The 16,924-nt window shown below is 69.3% G+C and carries 5 protein-coding genes and 1 pseudogene; 1 reads left to right on the forward strand and 5 read right to left on the reverse strand.

The genetic code is table 11. The annotated features are described in order from the left end of the window. A pseudogene (locus ICN82_RS11480) lies at positions 1 to 606 on the reverse strand (hypothetical protein); the annotation flags it as partial. A 111-nt stretch (positions 607 to 717) separates the two neighbouring features. Between ICN82_RS11480 and ICN82_RS11485 the strand changes: the two are divergent. After that, entirely contained in the window at positions 718 to 1,326 is a 609-nt protein-coding gene (locus ICN82_RS11485) for a GntR family transcriptional regulator (RefSeq protein WP_193182841.1), read from the forward strand. 29 nt (positions 1,327 to 1,355) lie between these two features. Here ICN82_RS11485 and ICN82_RS11490 read toward each other — a convergent pair whose 3' ends face one another. From ICN82_RS11490 to ICN82_RS11505, 4 genes are all read right to left on the reverse strand, one after another. Beyond that, the gene (locus tag ICN82_RS11490; protein ID WP_226898443.1) at positions 1,356 to 2,717 is read right to left on the reverse strand and encodes an HlyD family type I secretion periplasmic adaptor subunit; all 1,362 of its coding nucleotides are present in this window, start codon (positions 2,715 to 2,717) and stop codon (positions 1,356 to 1,358) included. Then, positions 2,717 to 4,909 carry a type I secretion system permease/ATPase gene (locus ICN82_RS11495; RefSeq protein ID WP_193182845.1) on the reverse strand — a complete coding sequence of 731 codons (2,193 nt, stop codon included), beginning with the start codon at positions 4,907 to 4,909 and terminating at the stop codon, positions 2,717 to 2,719. The genes ICN82_RS11490 and ICN82_RS11495 overlap by 1 nt, the downstream gene beginning before the upstream one ends. A 175-nt stretch (positions 4,910 to 5,084) precedes the next feature. Next, entirely contained in the window at positions 5,085 to 16,196 is an 11,112-nt protein-coding gene (locus ICN82_RS11500) for a hypothetical protein (RefSeq protein WP_193182847.1), read from the reverse strand. A 100-nt stretch (positions 16,197 to 16,296) separates the two neighbouring features. Further along, positions 16,297 to 16,608, reverse strand: coding sequence for a peptide chain release factor 1 (locus tag ICN82_RS11505; protein ID WP_193182849.1), 312 nt, complete (start codon positions 16,606 to 16,608; stop codon positions 16,297 to 16,299). Between the last annotated feature and the right edge of the window lie 316 nt (positions 16,609 to 16,924).

Consider the following 16,924-nt stretch of genomic DNA (forward strand, 5'->3'; position numbering starts at 1 on the left):
GGTCCGGTCGCGGCGCAGCCGCAGCCGCCCCGCCACGGCCCGGGCCAGGGGCAGCGCCGCCAGCGCCGCCCACAGGGGCAGCGCATGGGCGGGGTCCCAGACCGGCAGCGGGAAATGCAGCGAGCGGTTCGACAGATGCACCGGCCCCAGCGACAGCGCCTCGCGCACATGCGGCAGACCGGTCACGGCGGCCACGAAAAGCACTAGCAGGATCAGCAGCTTGGGCAGGTTGCGCAGAAGCTCCACGTAAAGCAGCGCCAGCCGCGCGCCGACCCGGCTGGGTCCGACCGAGGCCAGCCCCACCGCCAGCCCCGCCAGCGTCGCCAGCACCAGGCTGACCGCTGCGAGAAGAAGCGTGTTGAGAACCCCGGCCAGCACGACCCGGGCATAGCTGTCCTGCGGGGAGTAGCGCAGCAGCGTCTCGCTGACATCGAACCCGGCCTGGCTGCCGAGGAAGCCGAATCCCGGGGTCATGCCGGATCGCTGCATGTTCGACAGGACATTGGCCGCGGCCAGCCCGGCGAGCAGCAGGAGCCCGGCAAGAACGGCCAGGTCGGCAAGCGGCAGCCTGCGCTGCGGAGGTGGTGGAGGACTGGGCGGAATCATGACATACCTCTGAAACTGCGCTCCTTACACTCCTGTATACAGGAACATCGTATTGACGCATAGATGGCAGGACAGGAAAATGCCGACCAACAGGAAGAAAGACCGACCCGAATGAACAGAGCCTCGAAGGCCGAGACCGCGCTGGACTCCATCCGCCGGGATATCTGCATCCATGCCTCCGACGGCGAGACGGTGCTGCACGAAACCGAGTTGTCCCGCCGCTTCGGCATGTCGCGGACCCCGATCCGCCAGATCCTGCAGCGCCTCGCCTATGAACGGCTGGTGCAGACGCGCTCGGGGGTCGGCACCGTGGTCACGCCGCTGCTGGAACAGGACCGCCTGCGCGACCTGCGCAGCTACAAGGGGATCATCGACGCGATCCTGCGCCACGACCTGCCCGCGCTGAGCGTCTCACAGCATGCCGACATCCTGGCACTGGAAGGGTTCGCGCGCTCGATGCAGCCCGATGACCCGGAGCTGCAATACGAGCTTCTGACCCGGCTGCATGCCGGGCTGGCCCAGCTGGTGGAGGACCCGGTGCTGGCCGATGCCTTCTCGGCCAGCTTCTGGCGCGCGGTGCGCTGGTACATGCGCGACCTCGCCGCCGATCCGGGCCGGGCGACCGAGAGGCTGAAGGGCCAGATCGCCGATATCACCGGCTATGCCGACCGGCGGGCCGCGGACCTGTTCGCGCGGGTGCGCGACAATACCCGCGGCTGAGCCCGCCCCGGCAAGGAAAGGCAAGGCGCTCAGGGTTCGCGGATCGCCTCCTGCCGGTAGCGTTTCAGCGGAGAAAGCAGGAAATCCGCGATCCGGCGCTGGCCGGTGCGGATCTCGGCGGTGACGGCCATGCCGGGCGGGATCCGCACCGCTGCGCCCTCGGCCAGGATATCCGGGCGCTCCAGCGCGATGCGCGCCTCGTAGACCAGCCCGGCCGCCTCGGTCTCGATCGCGTCCTGCGACAGCGACACCAGGGTCCCGGGAACGGTGCCGTAGCGGGTGAAGTTGAAGGCCTCCAGCTTCACCTCGACGGGCATGCCCTCGCGGATGCGGCCCATGTCGCGGTTGAGCACGCGGGCGCGGATCTCCATCCGCGCATCGGCGGGAACGATCACCATCAGCGGACTGCCCGGCTGGACCACCCCGCCGACCGTGTGCACGGCCAGCTGCTGCACCGTGCCCGCCACCGGCGCCCGCAGCACCCGCCGGGCGCGGCGGGCCTCGGCCCGCTGCAGCGCCAGCTCGATCTGGGCCAGCGCGGTCTCCGCCTCGGTCAGCGCGGCATAGGCCAGGCGCAGCCGGTCGGCGCGCTGATAGGCCAGTTCTCGATCGATGGCGACCAGCCCCGTCCCCGCCTCCGCCAGCCGGTTGCGGCGGATCTCCAGGTCGTGCTCGGCCTCGATCAGGCTGGCCTGGACCTGCTGCCATTGCGGACGGGTGGTCAGGCCCTTGTCGTAGAGATCGCGGCTGGCGGCCTCGCGTTCGCGCAGGATCGGCAGGATCTCCGCGCTCTTGGCCAGTTCCGAGACCGCCGAGCCCTGCGCCGACAGGCGGCGGCTGCGCTCGGCCTCCAGGCTGGCCCGTTCGGCGGCAAAGGCCGCCAGGTCGCTCTCCAGCTGGGTGCGGTGGATGCGCACCAGCAGCTCGGGCGCGCCGGTTGCCGTCGCGTCGAACCCGGCCTCCTCGCCGAGGAGGCTGCCGATGAAGGCCCGCTGCCGCGCGGTTTCCAGCGCCTGTTCGGCGCGCTGTCGGCTGAGCTGCCCGAAATCGACCTCGTCCTCGGTCGGGTCCAGTTCCACCAGCACCTGCCCGGCCGCGACCGTCTCGCCGTCGGCGACATGGATCGCGCGGACCGTGCCGATCTCCAGCGGCTGGACCAGCTTGTTGCCGCCCACCGCCACCGTGCGCCCCGGGGCGACGGCGACGACATCGACCTTGCCCAGCACCGCCCAGCCGATGGCGATGCTCAGCATCGCGGCGATCACCAGCGCCAGCGCCCGCCCCGCGGGATTGGCCGGGGTCTCAAGGATCTCCAGCGCGGCGGGAAGGAAGTCGCGCGCCGCCCCGGGCAGCGCGGTGGTCCGGGGGGAGGGATCGCCCGTCATCGCCATCACGCAGCGCTCGCGCTGTCGCCGGACTGGATGCGCCACAGCCGCGCATAGGCGCCGCCCGCGCGCAGCAGCGCGTCATGCGATCCGTCCTCCACCACCCGCCCGGCCTCCAGCGTCAGGATCCGGTCGGCATGGCGCACGGTGGACAGGCGGTGGGCGATGATCATCACCGTCCGCCCCGCGCAGATGCGGCGCATGTTCTGCTGGATGATGCGTTCGGATTCGTAATCTAGGGCCGAGGTCGCCTCGTCGAAGATGAGGATCCGCGGGTTGCGCACCAGCGCCCGCGCGATGGCCAGCCTCTGGCGCTGCCCGCCCGACAGGTTCGAGCCGCGTTCGCCGACCAGCGTGTCGTAGCCCTCGGGCAGGTCGGCGATGAACTCCTCCGCCCCGGCCATGCGCACCGCCTCCACCACCCGCTCGAAGGGCATGCCGGGATCGGCCAGCGCGATATTCTCGCGCACGGAGCGGTTGAACAGAAGGTTTTCCTGCAGCACCACGCCGACCTGCCGGCGCAGCCAGCCCGGATCGACCGTGGACAGGTCGATGCCGTCGACCTGGATCCGCCCCGCCGAGGGCAGGTACATGCGCTGCACCAGCTTGGCCAGGGTCGACTTGCCCGAGCCCGAGGGGCCGACGATCCCCACCACCTGGCCCGGCGCGATATCCATCGAGATATCCGTCAGCACGTCGCGCAGGTCGGGCCGGTAGCGGAACCGCACCTGGTCGAAGACGACCCGGCCCTCCACCCGTGCCAGCGTGGCGCGGTTGGGATTGTATTGCGGCTCGGTCGGGGTGTTGAGGATGTCGCCCAGCCGCTGCACCGACAGCCGCGCCTGCTGAAACTCGTTCCACAGCTGCGCCAGCCTCAGGATCGGGCCGGTGACGCGCGAGGCCAGCATGTTGAAGGCCACCAGCTGGCCGACGCTCAGCGCGCCGTCGACCACGGCCAGCGCCCCGAAATAGAGCGTCAGCGCCGTCGTGATCTTGCTGACCAGCTGCGTGGCCTGCCCGGCGATGTTGCCCAGGTTGGTGGTGCGGAAGGAGGCGCCGACATAGGCGGCCAGCTGTTCCTCCCACCGGCGCTGGGACTGGGGCTCCACCGACAGGGCCTTCATCGTCTCCATGCCCGTGACGCTTTCCACCAGGAAGGCCTGGTTGCGCGCGCCATGCTCGAACTTCTCCTCCAGGCGGTGGCGCAGCACGGGGGTGACGAAGACCGCGAGCAGAACGTAGAAGGGAATGGACCCCGCCACGATCAGCGTCAGCATCGGACTGAAATACCACATCACCGCGAAGAACACGACGGTGAAGACCGCGTCGATCAGCAGGGTCAGGGTCGATCCGGTGATGAAGTCGCGGATCGTCTCCAGCTCGCGCACCCGCGCCACGGACTGCCCGACCTGGCGGGATTCGAAATAGGACAGCGGCAGCGCCAGCAGATGGCGGTAGAGCCTCGCCCCCAGCTCGACATCGATGCGGTTGGTGGTATGGGCGAAGATATAGGTGCGCAGCCCGCCCAGGACGACCTCGAAGACCGAGACCACGACCAGCGCGAAGACCAGCACGTCCAGCGTCGTCAGCCCGCGATGGACCAGCACCTTGTCTATCACCACCTGGAAGAACAGCGGCGTCACCAGCGCCGCGAGCTGCAGGAAGAAGGAGGCGATCAGCACCTCGGCGAAGAGCCTGCGGTATTTCAGGATGGCCGGCACGAACCAGGAGATGTCGAAGGTCGAGCCCCTGCCGCCCAGTCTGGCGCGGCGCGCGATCTGGACGACCCGCCCGGTCCAGTCCTCCCGGAAGGCGGCCGCCTCGCGGGCGACGACCTGTCCCGCCAGCGCATCGAGAAGCAGGACCTTGCCCTCGCGCAGCCCGCCCAGCACCATGAAGGCGCCCGAACGCATCTCGACGATGGCCGGGACGGGCAGGTCCTTCAGCGCGGACCACCCGATGCGCGACACCCGCGCCTTCAGATCCATCCGCCGGGCCGCGCGCACCATCGCCTCGGCCGACAGGGGGCGCCCGGGTTCGGCATATTGATGGCGCAGCTGCGCGGGATCGGCGGGCAGGCCCAGGACCTGCAGCAGGTTGACCAGGCAGACCAGTCCGGTATCGGTCGCCGCCCCGTCTTCCTGCGGCCCTGCCCCTGCCGCCGCCGTCTCGGGGGTGTCGCGATGGATCTGTCGCATGTCCTGTCCTCCGGATGGGGGGATGGTTCCTGTACGTGTATACCGGGATACCAATCACAAGTCACAGTTTCATGGCGTTTCCGCGGCCAGCCCCGCGGAATTTCCGCAGGGCTGCCCTTTTTTGCGGCACCCGCCCCGGCGCCCGCCGGACCGGGCCGGTCCGACGCGGCCCGGCTCAGGCGGCGAAGGTCAGCCCGCCCGTGGGTTTCCACGCCGCCGCCAGCGCGATCTGCAGGTCCTCGTCCCCGCGCAACGCGGCATGGCGGTCCTCGATCATGCCCTCGGCCGGCGACCAGGCGGCCATGGCCTCGACCAGCTGCTGCGCCGCCGCCCCCGTCAGGCTGGACCCGGCGATGCGGAACTCGTCCATGCGATGCGCGCTGGTGTCGTCATAGGCGTACCAGTTGCTGATCTGGTGGCGGCTCAGCACCGTCTCGCCACCGCCAAGCACCTCCAGCAGCAGGTGATCGCCGTCGCGGCTGAACCACAGATCCCGGGCGCCGACCTCCTCCGCGGCCTCGCCGATCTGCAGCACGTCGCGGGAGGTGTCGTCCATCGTGCTCAGCGCGCCCGGCCCGTCCTCCAGCGCGTGATCCGGGGTCTCGATGACATTGTCCCCCGCCCCGGCATAAACCACGAACAGGTCGTCCCCCGCGCCGCCGATCAGCGTGTCGTCACCCGCCCCGCTGCGCAGCGTGTCATTGCCCTCTCCGCCCAGCAGGAGGTCGTTGCCGACCCCGCCGAACAGCAGGTCATCCCCCGCCTCGCCATAAAGCGCATCCGCCCCGCCGCGGCCGGTCAGCGCATCATCGCCCGCCCCCCCGAAAATCTCGTTGGCCAGGTTATCGCCCGTCAGCGTGTCGTCGCCGCGCGATCCCGCCAGGTCCTCGATGCCGGCGAGATGGTCGATTTCGGCGCCCAGAACGGCCCGGCCCGCGGCAAGGTCGACCTCCACGCCCCGGTCGAGATCGCCGAAATCGGCCAGGTCGCGTCCCGCCCCGCCATCGAGCGTGTCGCTGCCGGTGCCGCCGGCGAGGATATCGTCGCCCGCCCCGCCCAGCAGCAGGTCCGCCCCCGCCCCGCCATGCAGGCCGGACCCCGTCGCGGCGGCGCGCAGCGTGTCGCCCTGGTCCGAACCCTCGGCCAGCGCAAAGCCCGACAGGCTGTCCGTGCCGCTGGCGGTCACGGCCAGTCCCGCCTGCAGGTCGATCTCCACCGCCCCGCCGCGGTCGCGGTAGCTGACCATGTCGAGGTCGCCCCCGTTGCCGGTCAGCACATTGCCGCCGCCGCCGCCGATCAGCACCTCGGCCACGCCCCCGGCGCCGGCCAGCGTGTCGGCGAAACGGGTGCCGATGATCGTCTCGATCCCGTCGATCCCGCCCCCGGCGACGCCCGCCGTGGCGAAGCGGCCGGTGCCCAGGTCGATCTCCACCGCCGCCGCGGCCGCGGACAGGTCGAGCGTGTCCATCCCCGCGCCGCCGGTCAGGGTGTCCCCCGCCAGGTCCCCGGTGAACAGGTCGTCCCCGTCCCCGCCATCGAGCCAGTTGGCCTGCGCGCCGCCGGTCAGCGTGTCGTCATGGGCGCTGCCGATGGCATTCTCCACCCCGGCGAAGTCGATCCGGGCGCCGCCGGACAGAACCTCGCGCGCCGCGATGTCGATCCGGACGGCCTGCGCCGCCCCGGACAGGTCGATCCAGTCCGACCCCGCGCCGCCGTCGATCTGGCTGTCGACGACCAGGCCCGGCACCGCCCCGGCGAACATGCCCCCGGCCACGATCGTGTCGTCGCCCGCCCCGCCATCGACCACGGCCGCGCCGGTCCCGGCATCGAGATGGTCGCTGCCGCCGCGGCCCCGCAGCACGTCCAGCCCGCCATTGCCGAAGATCCGGTCATCGCCGTCGCTGCCGTCGAGCATGTCGGCGTGATCCGTCCCCGACAGCTCCTCGAAGCCGCTGACCGTGTCGGCGAAGGCCGCGCCGCCGGACGTGCCGGTCACTTCCCCGGTGCGCAGGTCGGCGCGGATCCCGGCGCCGAGCCCGCGATAGTCCAGGCGGTCGGCCTCTTCCGCCAGTTCCGGCGTGCCGGGCGCGGCCGCGGGATCGGTTCCCCCGTCCAGCAGGTCGTTCCCGGCCCCGCCGAAGATCGTGTCGCTGCCCGCGCCGCCCGAGAGCGTGTCATTCCCGGCCCCGCCCTCGATCACGTCGGCCAGCACCGTGCCCTCGATCCGCTCGTCGCCGACACCGCCGGCCAGGAACAGGCCCCGGGCCTGGGCGATCTTGTATTCCTCCAGCCCCGTGCCGATGCGCACCCGGCCCCCGGCCTTCCAGCCCTGCGCCTGCGCATCGTATTCGCCGCGCCACAGCCCGGCCCAGATCTCGGCATCCGCGGGCAGCGCGCCACCCGCGGCCGCAAGGGCCGCCTTGCGCGCCTCGAACGCGGCGATCATCGCCTTGATCCCGTCGCGGGTCAGATATGAATAATGCGAGAATTCGTGATCCGACCAGGTATGGACGGCCTCGACATCGCGGCCCGATTCCGTGGCGGCGGCCGCGGCGCGGACCTCTTCCGCCTCGTATTCGCCGTTCCACTTCGCCAGGAAGGAGGCGGCGCCCGCCCCCTCGTCCCAGACCGACAGCACGACCTGCGCGCCGTTGCTGGTCCTGGAGTTGAAGTAATCCGCCACCCGCACCGAGTTCATCGCCTCGGTATCGTTGTCCGGGTCGTCATCCAGCAGCGCCTCAGGGTTCAGCGGCGCGGCGGCATCGGCGAAGACCCGGTGATCGGGCATGAAGATGAGCAGGTCGTCGCCCTCGCGGCGGAACATCACCGCATCCTCCATCAGCTCGACGCTGTAATCGCCCAGGCCCAGCCTTTCGCCGAGGATGATCTTGTCCTCGGTCTCGTCGCCGAAGCCCAGCTTCTGCCCGGCCGCGTCGAGGATCACGCCGTCCTTCAGCCCGTAACCGAGGATGTAGCGGTCCTGGTCCTTGGACCCGGCCGAGCCGCCGAAGGCCACGGTGTTGCGCCCGCGCATGAGGATCGTGTCATGGGACTTGGTCACGCCGCCATCCTGCAGCGCCGACCAGGCCGCGCCGAAGGTCTCGGGATCCAGCTCCGCCTGGCGGCGCAGCTCCTCCGCCCCAGCGTCGCTGTCGCCGATCATCTCGCCGGCATCGCTGTCGCGCGAGAAGACCAGAAGGTCCTCGCCGCCGCTGCCGGTGAAGGTGTCGCCGTCGCTGAGCGCCTCGACATAGGCCTTGGCGCCGGGCGACAGGGTGATGCTGGCCGCGCCGAGATTATGCACCAGCGCGCGGCTGGAGCTGCCGCCGAGGATGTAGTAGTTGTTCTCGCCCCCGACGCCGAAGACCACGTCATTGCCCGCCAGGTAGATCGAGTTCTTGGCGCCGTAGGCCATGACGAAGTTGTAGCCGCCCCCGGCACGGGCCTTGGACTTGTTGCCCACGACCAGGATCGTGTCATTGCCGTTGCCCAGGCGGATGTCGTTGCGGTCGCCGACGGCCAGAACGGTATTGTTGCCCTGCTGGTCATGCACGGTGTTGTAGGCGCCCAGCCCCAGCAGGTAGTCATCCCCGCCATTGCCGTTGAGATAGCCGTATTTGCCGATGCTGAGGATGAAGTCGTTGCCGTAGCCGCCGAAATTGTGGCCGACCTCGCCCATGGCGATCATCAGGTCGTCGCCATGGCCGCCGAACTGCATGTTGCCGCCGCCCGCCGCGACGAGGATGTCGCCGTCGCCCTGGAGGATGTCGAGCGTCTCGGTGATGTTGCGCAGGTTGTCGAGCGGCCCGCCCTCGCCCACGGACACCACGTCGCGGAAATTCACGATCGTCTCGTAGAGGGCCGAGAAATTGGGAATGCCGGGAATGACCGGGAAGCCGGAGGGGCCGAAATAGAGATCGCCCAGCGAACCGTCCCCCACGGAGTCGGTTTCGTACATGAACGCCTCCAGCTCGGCCAGGGGATCCGTGTCGGTCACGGCCTCGGGATCGGTGTCCTCGCCGTCCTGCGGCTGGAAGAAATCGGGGGTGTTCTCGCCAAGGTCGGGCATGAACCCGCCCAGCATGTTCCCGGCCATGGCGAAGGCGTCATTGCCCAGCAGCGCGTTGATCCCCTGGGCCCCGGCCGAGCCCACGGCCCCGCCGAGGATGCTGGAGGGCAGCGTCAGGTCGATCCAGAAGGCATTGAGGAACTGGCCCGCCACCGCGTTCCAGTCGGTGCCGTACCCCTGGATCGAGCCGTCGGCATTGTAGCCGTAATTGAACATCTCGCCGAAGGTGAAATAGGGAATGGTGATCCCGATATCGCCGAAATTCTGGAACCACTCGACGAATTCGATGGTCCGCTGCGTCGCGGTCCAGTGCTTCTGGTCGGTGGCGGCCTTGTTGAACTTGTCCTTGCTCTGGAACAGGGCATCCGCGTTCTTTTCGTGCGGCGTGTTCACCCACATCGCGATCAGCTCGTTCAGGGACAGCGCCTGGGCATGGGCCGGGAAGAAGGCGGCGATCGAGAAATCGACCAGGAAGGCCGAGGCGTTATCCCCGAAGACGAGGTTGCCCGAGCCGTAGGTGACGACGATATCCGCCCCCGCCCCGGCCTGCACCACGTTGCCGCCCTGCTTGAACCCGTCCGTATAGGCACCGACGATCTCGTCCATCGCGCTGCGGATTTCATAGCCGTCCTGATAGGTGCCCGCGTTGCGCACCAGTTTCTGCGACGCGGCGCGCCGCTCCTTGATCTGGGCATTCAGCGCGGTGTTGTGGCGCTGCGGTCCGAGGACGGGATCCTGGGAGGTCCTGGTGAACAGCCCGGCCAGGCTGCTCATGCCGCTGCCGATGCCCGCCAGGCCGGTGGAGATCGCCTTGGGGAACTTGGTGATCTGCGATTCCGACGTGCGGCGGGCATACTGGCCGGAATTCTGCCCCGCCCCGCTGCCGTAATTCACCGCCGTGCTGCCGGAGACGCCGAACAGCGCGAGCATGCCGAAATTGCCCAGGGCCGACGCCGCGTTGCGTCCGACATCGGCGATCACGGTGCTGCGCTTGGTCGAGGCGAAGGAGACCGGCCCCCCCACCTTGCCGGTATCGCCGAGATAGCCCTTCTGGACCTTGCCGAAATCCAGAGCCGAATTCACCGCAGCCCCGAGCCTCTCGCGATAGCTGGCCGCGGCGGCCTCCTCCGACGGGCTGCCCCCGACCGAACCGATATTGACCAGCAGGTCGTTGGAGAACCCGTATTCGATCACGGCGTTGTTCTGCCCGACGGTCAGTTTCATCCCGTCCATCGGACCGCTTTCGCCGCCGATGCGGAAATTGTTGTCGTCATCGCCCTCGATCACGCTGCCGACCCGGATCACGGCGTTGTAGCTGCCCTTGGTCACCGCGATCTCGGAGCCGTTGCCGACGGTCACGCCCAGGTTGTAGCGGCCCATCATGCCGCGCAGGCTGGATCCGTCGCCGATCTTGATCGCGGCATTCATCGAGCCGTTGAACAGCGACAGCGAATCCCGGCCCCGCGCGGTGCGAAGCGCCCCGTCCCCGTCCAGGTTCAGCCCGCCATCGGGGCTGCCCGCCACGAAGATCCGGTCCTCGCTGACATCGACCGACACATTGGAATCGCCGCTGGCGGCATGCACGAAATCGAAACCGTGGCCATGGTCGCGCTCGCCCGCGGCAAAGGCGGTCTCCTCCTCGGAGCCCTCATCGATGCGGTCGACATAATTCGCCACCAGGTTGAAGCTGCCCCGCTGCCCGACCACCGTGCGGCCGTCGCCGATGCGGAAGAAGATATTGGCGGCGAAATCGAAATCGAGGCTGCCCAGTAGGGTCTGCAGCGCATTGGTGGAACCGACCTTCTGCGCCGCCTCCCCCAGCTGCCGGCCCGCATCTCCCTGCCCCGGATCGGTGCCGTTTGCGGTCTTGGCGAAGGGCTTGGACTTGGAATTCAGCCCCACCTGGGTGAAGATGACGTCGCCCTTGCCGAATTTCGCCCCGATATTGGCCGAAACCTGGTTGGCGACCTGGTTGTACATGGTCGACAGCGAGGGCGACTTGGTCGCGGAATTGCCGATCTTCTGCGCCGCATCCCCGATCGCCTCCGACGCGCCGCCCAGATCCGGGCCGCCGCGCCCGCTGCCCGGCATGCCGTTCGCCGCATCCTCGATGCCGGTTTCGACATCCGCGGCCAGGGTGGTGAAGCGCAGCATCATCGCGGCAAAGGCCTCGTCATTGCCCGGACGCAGCAGGCTGGACAGCCGGTCGGTCTGCATCTGCGGCCCTTCCCGGCCATGCCCGGCCTCGCCGTTCTCGGTCATCAGGATGTCGAGGATCCCCAGGGCGCGTTCGCCGTCATGCGGCGGGATCGGGTCGGTCAGCGCCTGCGTCACCGCCGCGGCGCTGTCCACGGTCTTGGCCGCCTTGGCCGTCCTGCTGCCGGGGCGCACCTTCGACACGGACACGCCGATGAACATGCCGTCGCCGACATGGATGGCGACATTCGCCTGGCCGTTCAGCAGCGCCACGGTGGAGCCGTCGCCGACCTTGGTCGCGACATTCAGGATCCCGTCCGCGGCGATCACCGTGGTCCCGTCACCGACATGGGTGACGATATTGGCCTGGCCCGCGCCGATCATGACCGTCGCGCCCTTGCCGTCGCGGCCCGCATAGCTGTTGCCGATCTTGGTCATCACGTTCAGCTTGCCGACCTGCACCGCGACCGTCGTGCCGTCGCCGACATGGGTCACGACATTGGCGATGCCGCCATAGCCGAGTGCGACAAGCACCCCGTCGCCGGCCTTGGTGACGGCATTGACCTTGCCGCCGACCGCGGCATACATCGCCGAATTGTCGCTGTTGACCACGCTGAGCACATTGGCCTTGCCCAGCATGGCGACCCCGACCGTGCCGTTGCCGACGCGGGTGACGATATTGGCGGTGCCCAGGAAGATCCCCACCATCAGCCCGTCGCCGACGCTGGTCGCCACGTTCACCCGCCCGGCCATGACGAAGACGGTGCGCGCCGCCGCGCCATGGGCATTCACATGGGTCGCGACATTCAGGTTGCCGCCCATGAAGAAATAGGCGTCGCCCGCGCCGACCTTCGTCGCCACATTGACCGACCCCAGCATCACCGCGACATAGCGGCCGTCCCCGGCATGGCTCAGCGTGTTGATATTGCCCATCTGGATGCCGGTGACATTGCCGTCGCCCTGCTTGTGCGCGACATTGAGATAGCCGCCCATCACGGCGACCAGGTTGCCAGTCCTGTCGGCGCTCTGGTCGGTGCGCATCCCGCCGTGATAGACGAAATTGGCCGTCCCCAGCGCGAAGGCATAGAGATCCCCGTCGCCGTCCTTGCCGGCGAAGTTCGAATGCCCCGCCTGGATGGCGACATCCTTGTTGCCCTCGCCCATCAGCGCGACATTTCCCGCGGCCAGCTGAACGGCCACGTCATTGCCGTCCCCGCCGAGAAAGACATTGCCCAGCCCCAGCATCAGCGCGACATCGTCGCCGTCGCCCGCGCTGATATAGTTCAGCGCCGAGGCGGCGATGACGAAATCGTCCTTGGTCCCGAAGGAGGCGACATTGGCCAGGCCCGCCAGGATCGCGGTGTTGTAATTGGCCCCCGCGAATTCGAAACCGAACCCGGCCTTGGCGCCGATCACCCCGTTCTCGTCATCCTCGACATCGCCGATCTGCGCGATATCGGTGCCGGAGGCGACGGAGTCGTCCCCGGCATCCTCCTCCTCCTCGGCGGCGCGGGCGCCCTCGGCCTCGGTCTCCGCCGCCACCTCGTCGGCGGATCTGCGCGCCTTCTCCAGCCCCGCGGCGTGACGCTCCAGTTCCGCATCCACCCCGGCGGTCAGGGCGGCCTCGTCGATCGCGGGCGCCTCCTGCGGCGCGGCGGCGGCGGGGTCGGCGCGCGCCGAGACCTCGGCCTCTGCCATCACCGCCCAGTCATCGCCCAGCTCCGCGCCCGGCTCCGTGCCGGTTGCCGGATCCGCCGGGGCGCCGCGGGCGGCCATCGCCTCCTCCAGGCTCGGGACAGGATCGCCGGGCTCCGCCTGCGGATCGTCGGCGACCGCCGGACCGGTGGCCGCCCCCGCCGTCTCTCCCAGGTCGAGCGCGCCCTCGATCGCCTCCAGGTAGATCCCGGGATCCGAGAAGGCATCCTCCTGCCCCCCCTCGATCCCGTCGATCGTGGTGTCGATCACCGCGCCGGTGGCGCCCGAGATGACATCGACCAGCGTCAGTTCTCCCTCCGCCTTCTCGGAGGCGGCCACATCCTCGCCCCCGTCGCGGATGACGCTGAAAGCGCCGTAGGATTCGATGCGGTTATTGTCGCCGGAGGTGGTGATCACGTTGGCGATGCCGAAGCTGCGGATCGTGTCCGCCTGCGCGCCGGTGGTGATGACGTTGACCGATCCGACCGCGGTGACATCGGCATGGCCATGGATCCGCGCCACGTTGGCGCGACCGCCCAGCAGCGCCGTGGTGGTGCCGGTGACATCGGTCGTCAGCACATTGGCCCCGCCCAGCATGGTGACATCGACATCGCTGGCGGCCCCGGCCGTCTCGGTGCCGGCACCCCGGCCCATCCCGGCCAGCAGGACATTGGCGCCCCCGGCCAGCACGGCCTCCGTGTCGCCCGCGCCGCTGCGCGTCACCACGTTGGCGCCGCCGGCCGCCGTGACCGACAGATCGCCCGATACGACATCATGCACGATCACGTTGGCGATGCCCGCACCGGTGAAATCCAGATCGCCGGTCGCGCCCCGGCGGGTCACGGCATTGCCGCCGCCGCCGCCGAGGAACACGGTATCGCCGTGATCGGTGAGATGGGTGACGATATTGCCCAGCCCGACACCGGTGAAGGCGACGTCGCCGGAGGAGCCCGTCCCGCCCTGGCGGGTGACGACATTCGCCCCCCCCGCGCCCTGGAAAACGATATCGCCGTGATCGACCAGCGAGGTGACGGCATTGCCGATCCCCGCCCCCGAGAAGACCACGTCGCCGCGCGATCCCGTCCCGGCGGCCAGGCGGGTCAGCACATTGGCCGCCCCCGCCCCGGCGAAATGCAGATCGCCGTCATTGACCTCGTGCGTGATCACATTGGCGCCTCCGCCCCCGAGAAAGCGGATATCCCCCGTGCTGAGGGCGTCCCCGGCGCGGGTGACGACATTGGCCAGCCCGATGCCGGTGAAGTCGATGTCGCCATGGCGGATGGTCGATGTGATCACATTGGCGCCGCCGCCCCCTGCAAAGAGGATGTCGCCCTGCGATCCGTCATGGAAGGACTGGCGCGTGATCACGTTCGCCGCGCCGATCCCGGCAAAGTCGATATCGCCGGTCACCACCTCGCTGCGCACGATATTGGCGCCGCCGCCGCCGCGGAAGACGACATCGCCGGTGGAGTCCTCCACCTTGTTGACCCGGCGCACGTCATTGCCCGCCCCGACCCCGTCGAAGCGGATATCGCCGTGCTGGACCCAGGACAGGACCTCGTTCTTCGCCCCGGCGCCCGCGAAGATCACGTCCCCGGTCGTGCCGTCTCCGGCCATCCAGCGCCGCACCTTGTTCAGCGCGCCGCCGCCGGTGAAGACGATATCCCCCTGCAGCACCCGCGAGGTGACGATATTCGCGCCGCCGCCGCCGGTGAAGATCACGTCGCCCGTCGCCAGGTCGGACCCGATCCGGCGGACATGGTTCGCGGCCCCGCCGCCGGTGAAACGGATATCGCCGTGATCCACGAAGGAGCGCAGGATATTGGCCCCGCCGCCGCCGGTGAAGTCGATATCGCCGCGGCTCTCGCCCGCGCCCTCCTTCTCCAGCAGGTCGATCAGGTTGGCCGCCCCGACCCCGTCGAAGGCGACCGATCCGTCGCGGGTCTCCAGGTAGATCTCGTTATAGCCCCCGGCCCCGGCAAAGCGGACCCCGCCGCGATCGGCCACGACATCGATGACGTTCCAGGCGCCGCCCCCGGCGAAATCGACCTCGGCGAAGCTGTCCGTGCCCAGCCCGGCGGCCACGATCTCGTTATAGGCCCCCGCGCCGCGGAAGGTGATGCGGCTCTCGGCGGCCTGGGTGCCGATGATGTTGGCCCCGCCGCCGCCGACGAAGGTCACCTCGGCGCGGCTGGCATTGCCGGTCTCGTCCTGGGCGCGCACATCCACGATGTTGCCCGCCCCGATCCCGTCGAAATCGACGGCCCCGTCATCGGACTGGACGAAGATCGAATTGACAATGCCCGCGCCCGCGAAATCCACCCGCGCCCGGTCGGCCAGCACGTCGATATCGGTATAGCCCCCCGCCCCGGCATAGGAGATGTCGGCGGTCGAGTCCGCGCCGTATCCGGTGGCCGAGATGCGGTTATGGGCCCCGGCGCCGTTGAACTCGATCTCCGTGCGGTTGGCGCCCACGTCGATCACGTTATTGGCCCCTGCCCCGTCGAAGCGGACCTTGGCACGGGTGGTCGCCGACGGCGTCGGCGCCTGGCTCGTCGCGGTGGCGGCCACCGTCCCGATCCTGCTGCCCAGGGACAGCATGCGGTTGCCTGACGCGACCCCGCCCAGCAGCGTCCCGATCTTGCGCGTCGCCTTCTGCACGTCGCCTTCCAGCGTGCCGATGCTGATGCGGTTATCGGCGCCCGCGCCGGTGAAATCCACCTCGGCGTCATCGGCGACCACGCTGATGCTGTTCGCGATGCCGCCCCCGGCGAAGCTCACCTTGCTGGCGGCGGCCCGGGTGCTGATCTCGTTCTTCGCCCCGGCACCGACGAAATCCACGTCGATGCGCGACCCGTCGCCATCCGTGGCGGCGGTGCCCTTGATGCTGTTCGACCCGCCCGCCCCGCGGAAGCGCAGCAGCGCATCGTCGGAGACCGTCTCGAGCTGGTTTGAGAAGGCCGCCCCCGCATAGTCGATGCCGCCCCTGGTCACGATATCGACCGCACCGGCCGCGCCGCGGAAGGTGATGTCGCCCGATCCGCTCTTGCGGACCTTCACCGATCCGGCGGCGCCATTGACCTGCAGCGCGCCGGTCGTGTCCTCCACCGTCACCGCGCCCGCGCCCAGGTTGACCGTGTCGTCGCCGCCCTTGGCCTTCACCGTCCCGGCGATCCCGATCGCGTTCAGCGTGTCGTTGCCCTCGGTTCCCGACAGCTCGCCCGTGAAGGTGAATTCGACCACGTCCTTGATGATCTCGACGGCCTGGGTGACCGCCTTCTTGACTTTCTTGACGGCTCTTCTGATGCGGCGTCCGAAACGGGCCATGGGTCAATCCTGTATCTGAAAGGAGGGCCTCCGCCGGAAACGGCGCGGCGGGGCAAGGGGGCGCGGAAGCGGCCGGGACCTGCCCCGGCCGCCGGAGGGATCACTCGGCGGCGGCGGGCGGCGCGGCATCGGCGCCGGGCAGCAGGCCGGCCTCCACGTGGCGGCTGATGATCTGCTGCATCTTGGGGTCATCGACCAGGCCCTTGATGACGGAGACCATGTAGAGGAACCCGTTGAGCGGCATGATGACCTGCTGCTTGCGGCGCAGGCGCGGTTCGGGATGGCTCTCGCCGGGCAGGGTGGCAACCCCGTCGGCGAGGCTGTCGGGATCCTGGTCCACCATGGTCATGCGCACGATGCCGTTGTTGAAATTGATCGCCGTCACGGTGTCGACATAGATATCCTGCATCATCTGGTCTCCTGTTGCTGCGGGATGCGGCCGGGAATGCCGGAGACGCCGGCGTGCCGCGGTGGTCCCGGATTTGGGTCACTCACTACCTGTATACACGCATACCTGATTCGCGCGCGTTTTGCGCGCTTCCTTTCGCGAAACTTTTGCGACAGGGCACGCCGGGCCCGGTCCTGCCTGCCGCAGGGGCAGCCTGCCTCGATATCGGGCAGTACCGGAACGGCTGCGGTCGCCGGGGCGCGGGGCGCGGGGCGCGGAAGGCATGCGGACGGAATTGCGGGCATGGCGGCTCTCCCTGAAGGGCGCCGGTTGCGGCGCC

This window comes from Mangrovicoccus algicola (genome assembly GCF_014903745.1).
GTDB classification, from domain to species: domain Bacteria; phylum Pseudomonadota; class Alphaproteobacteria; order Rhodobacterales; family Rhodobacteraceae; genus Mangrovicoccus; species Mangrovicoccus algicola.

What these genes read in the sequence shown, in the direction of transcription:
- ICN82_RS11495 (WP_193182845.1), bottom strand. Translation starts at nt 4,909, where the DNA reads ATGCGACAGATCCATCGCGACACCCCCGAGACGGCGGCGGCAGGGGCA.
- ICN82_RS11500 (WP_193182847.1), bottom strand. Translation starts at nt 16,196, where the DNA reads ATGGCCCGTTTCGGACGCCGCATCAGAAGAGCCGTCAAGAAAGTCAAG.
- ICN82_RS11485 (WP_193182841.1), top strand. Translation starts at nt 718, where the DNA reads ATGAACAGAGCCTCGAAGGCCGAGACCGCGCTGGACTCCATCCGCCGG.
- ICN82_RS11505 (WP_193182849.1), bottom strand. Translation starts at nt 16,608, where the DNA reads ATGATGCAGGATATCTATGTCGACACCGTGACGGCGATCAATTTCAAC.
- ICN82_RS11490 (WP_226898443.1), bottom strand. Translation starts at nt 2,717, where the DNA reads ATGGCGATGACGGGCGATCCCTCCCCCCGGACCACCGCGCTGCCCGGG.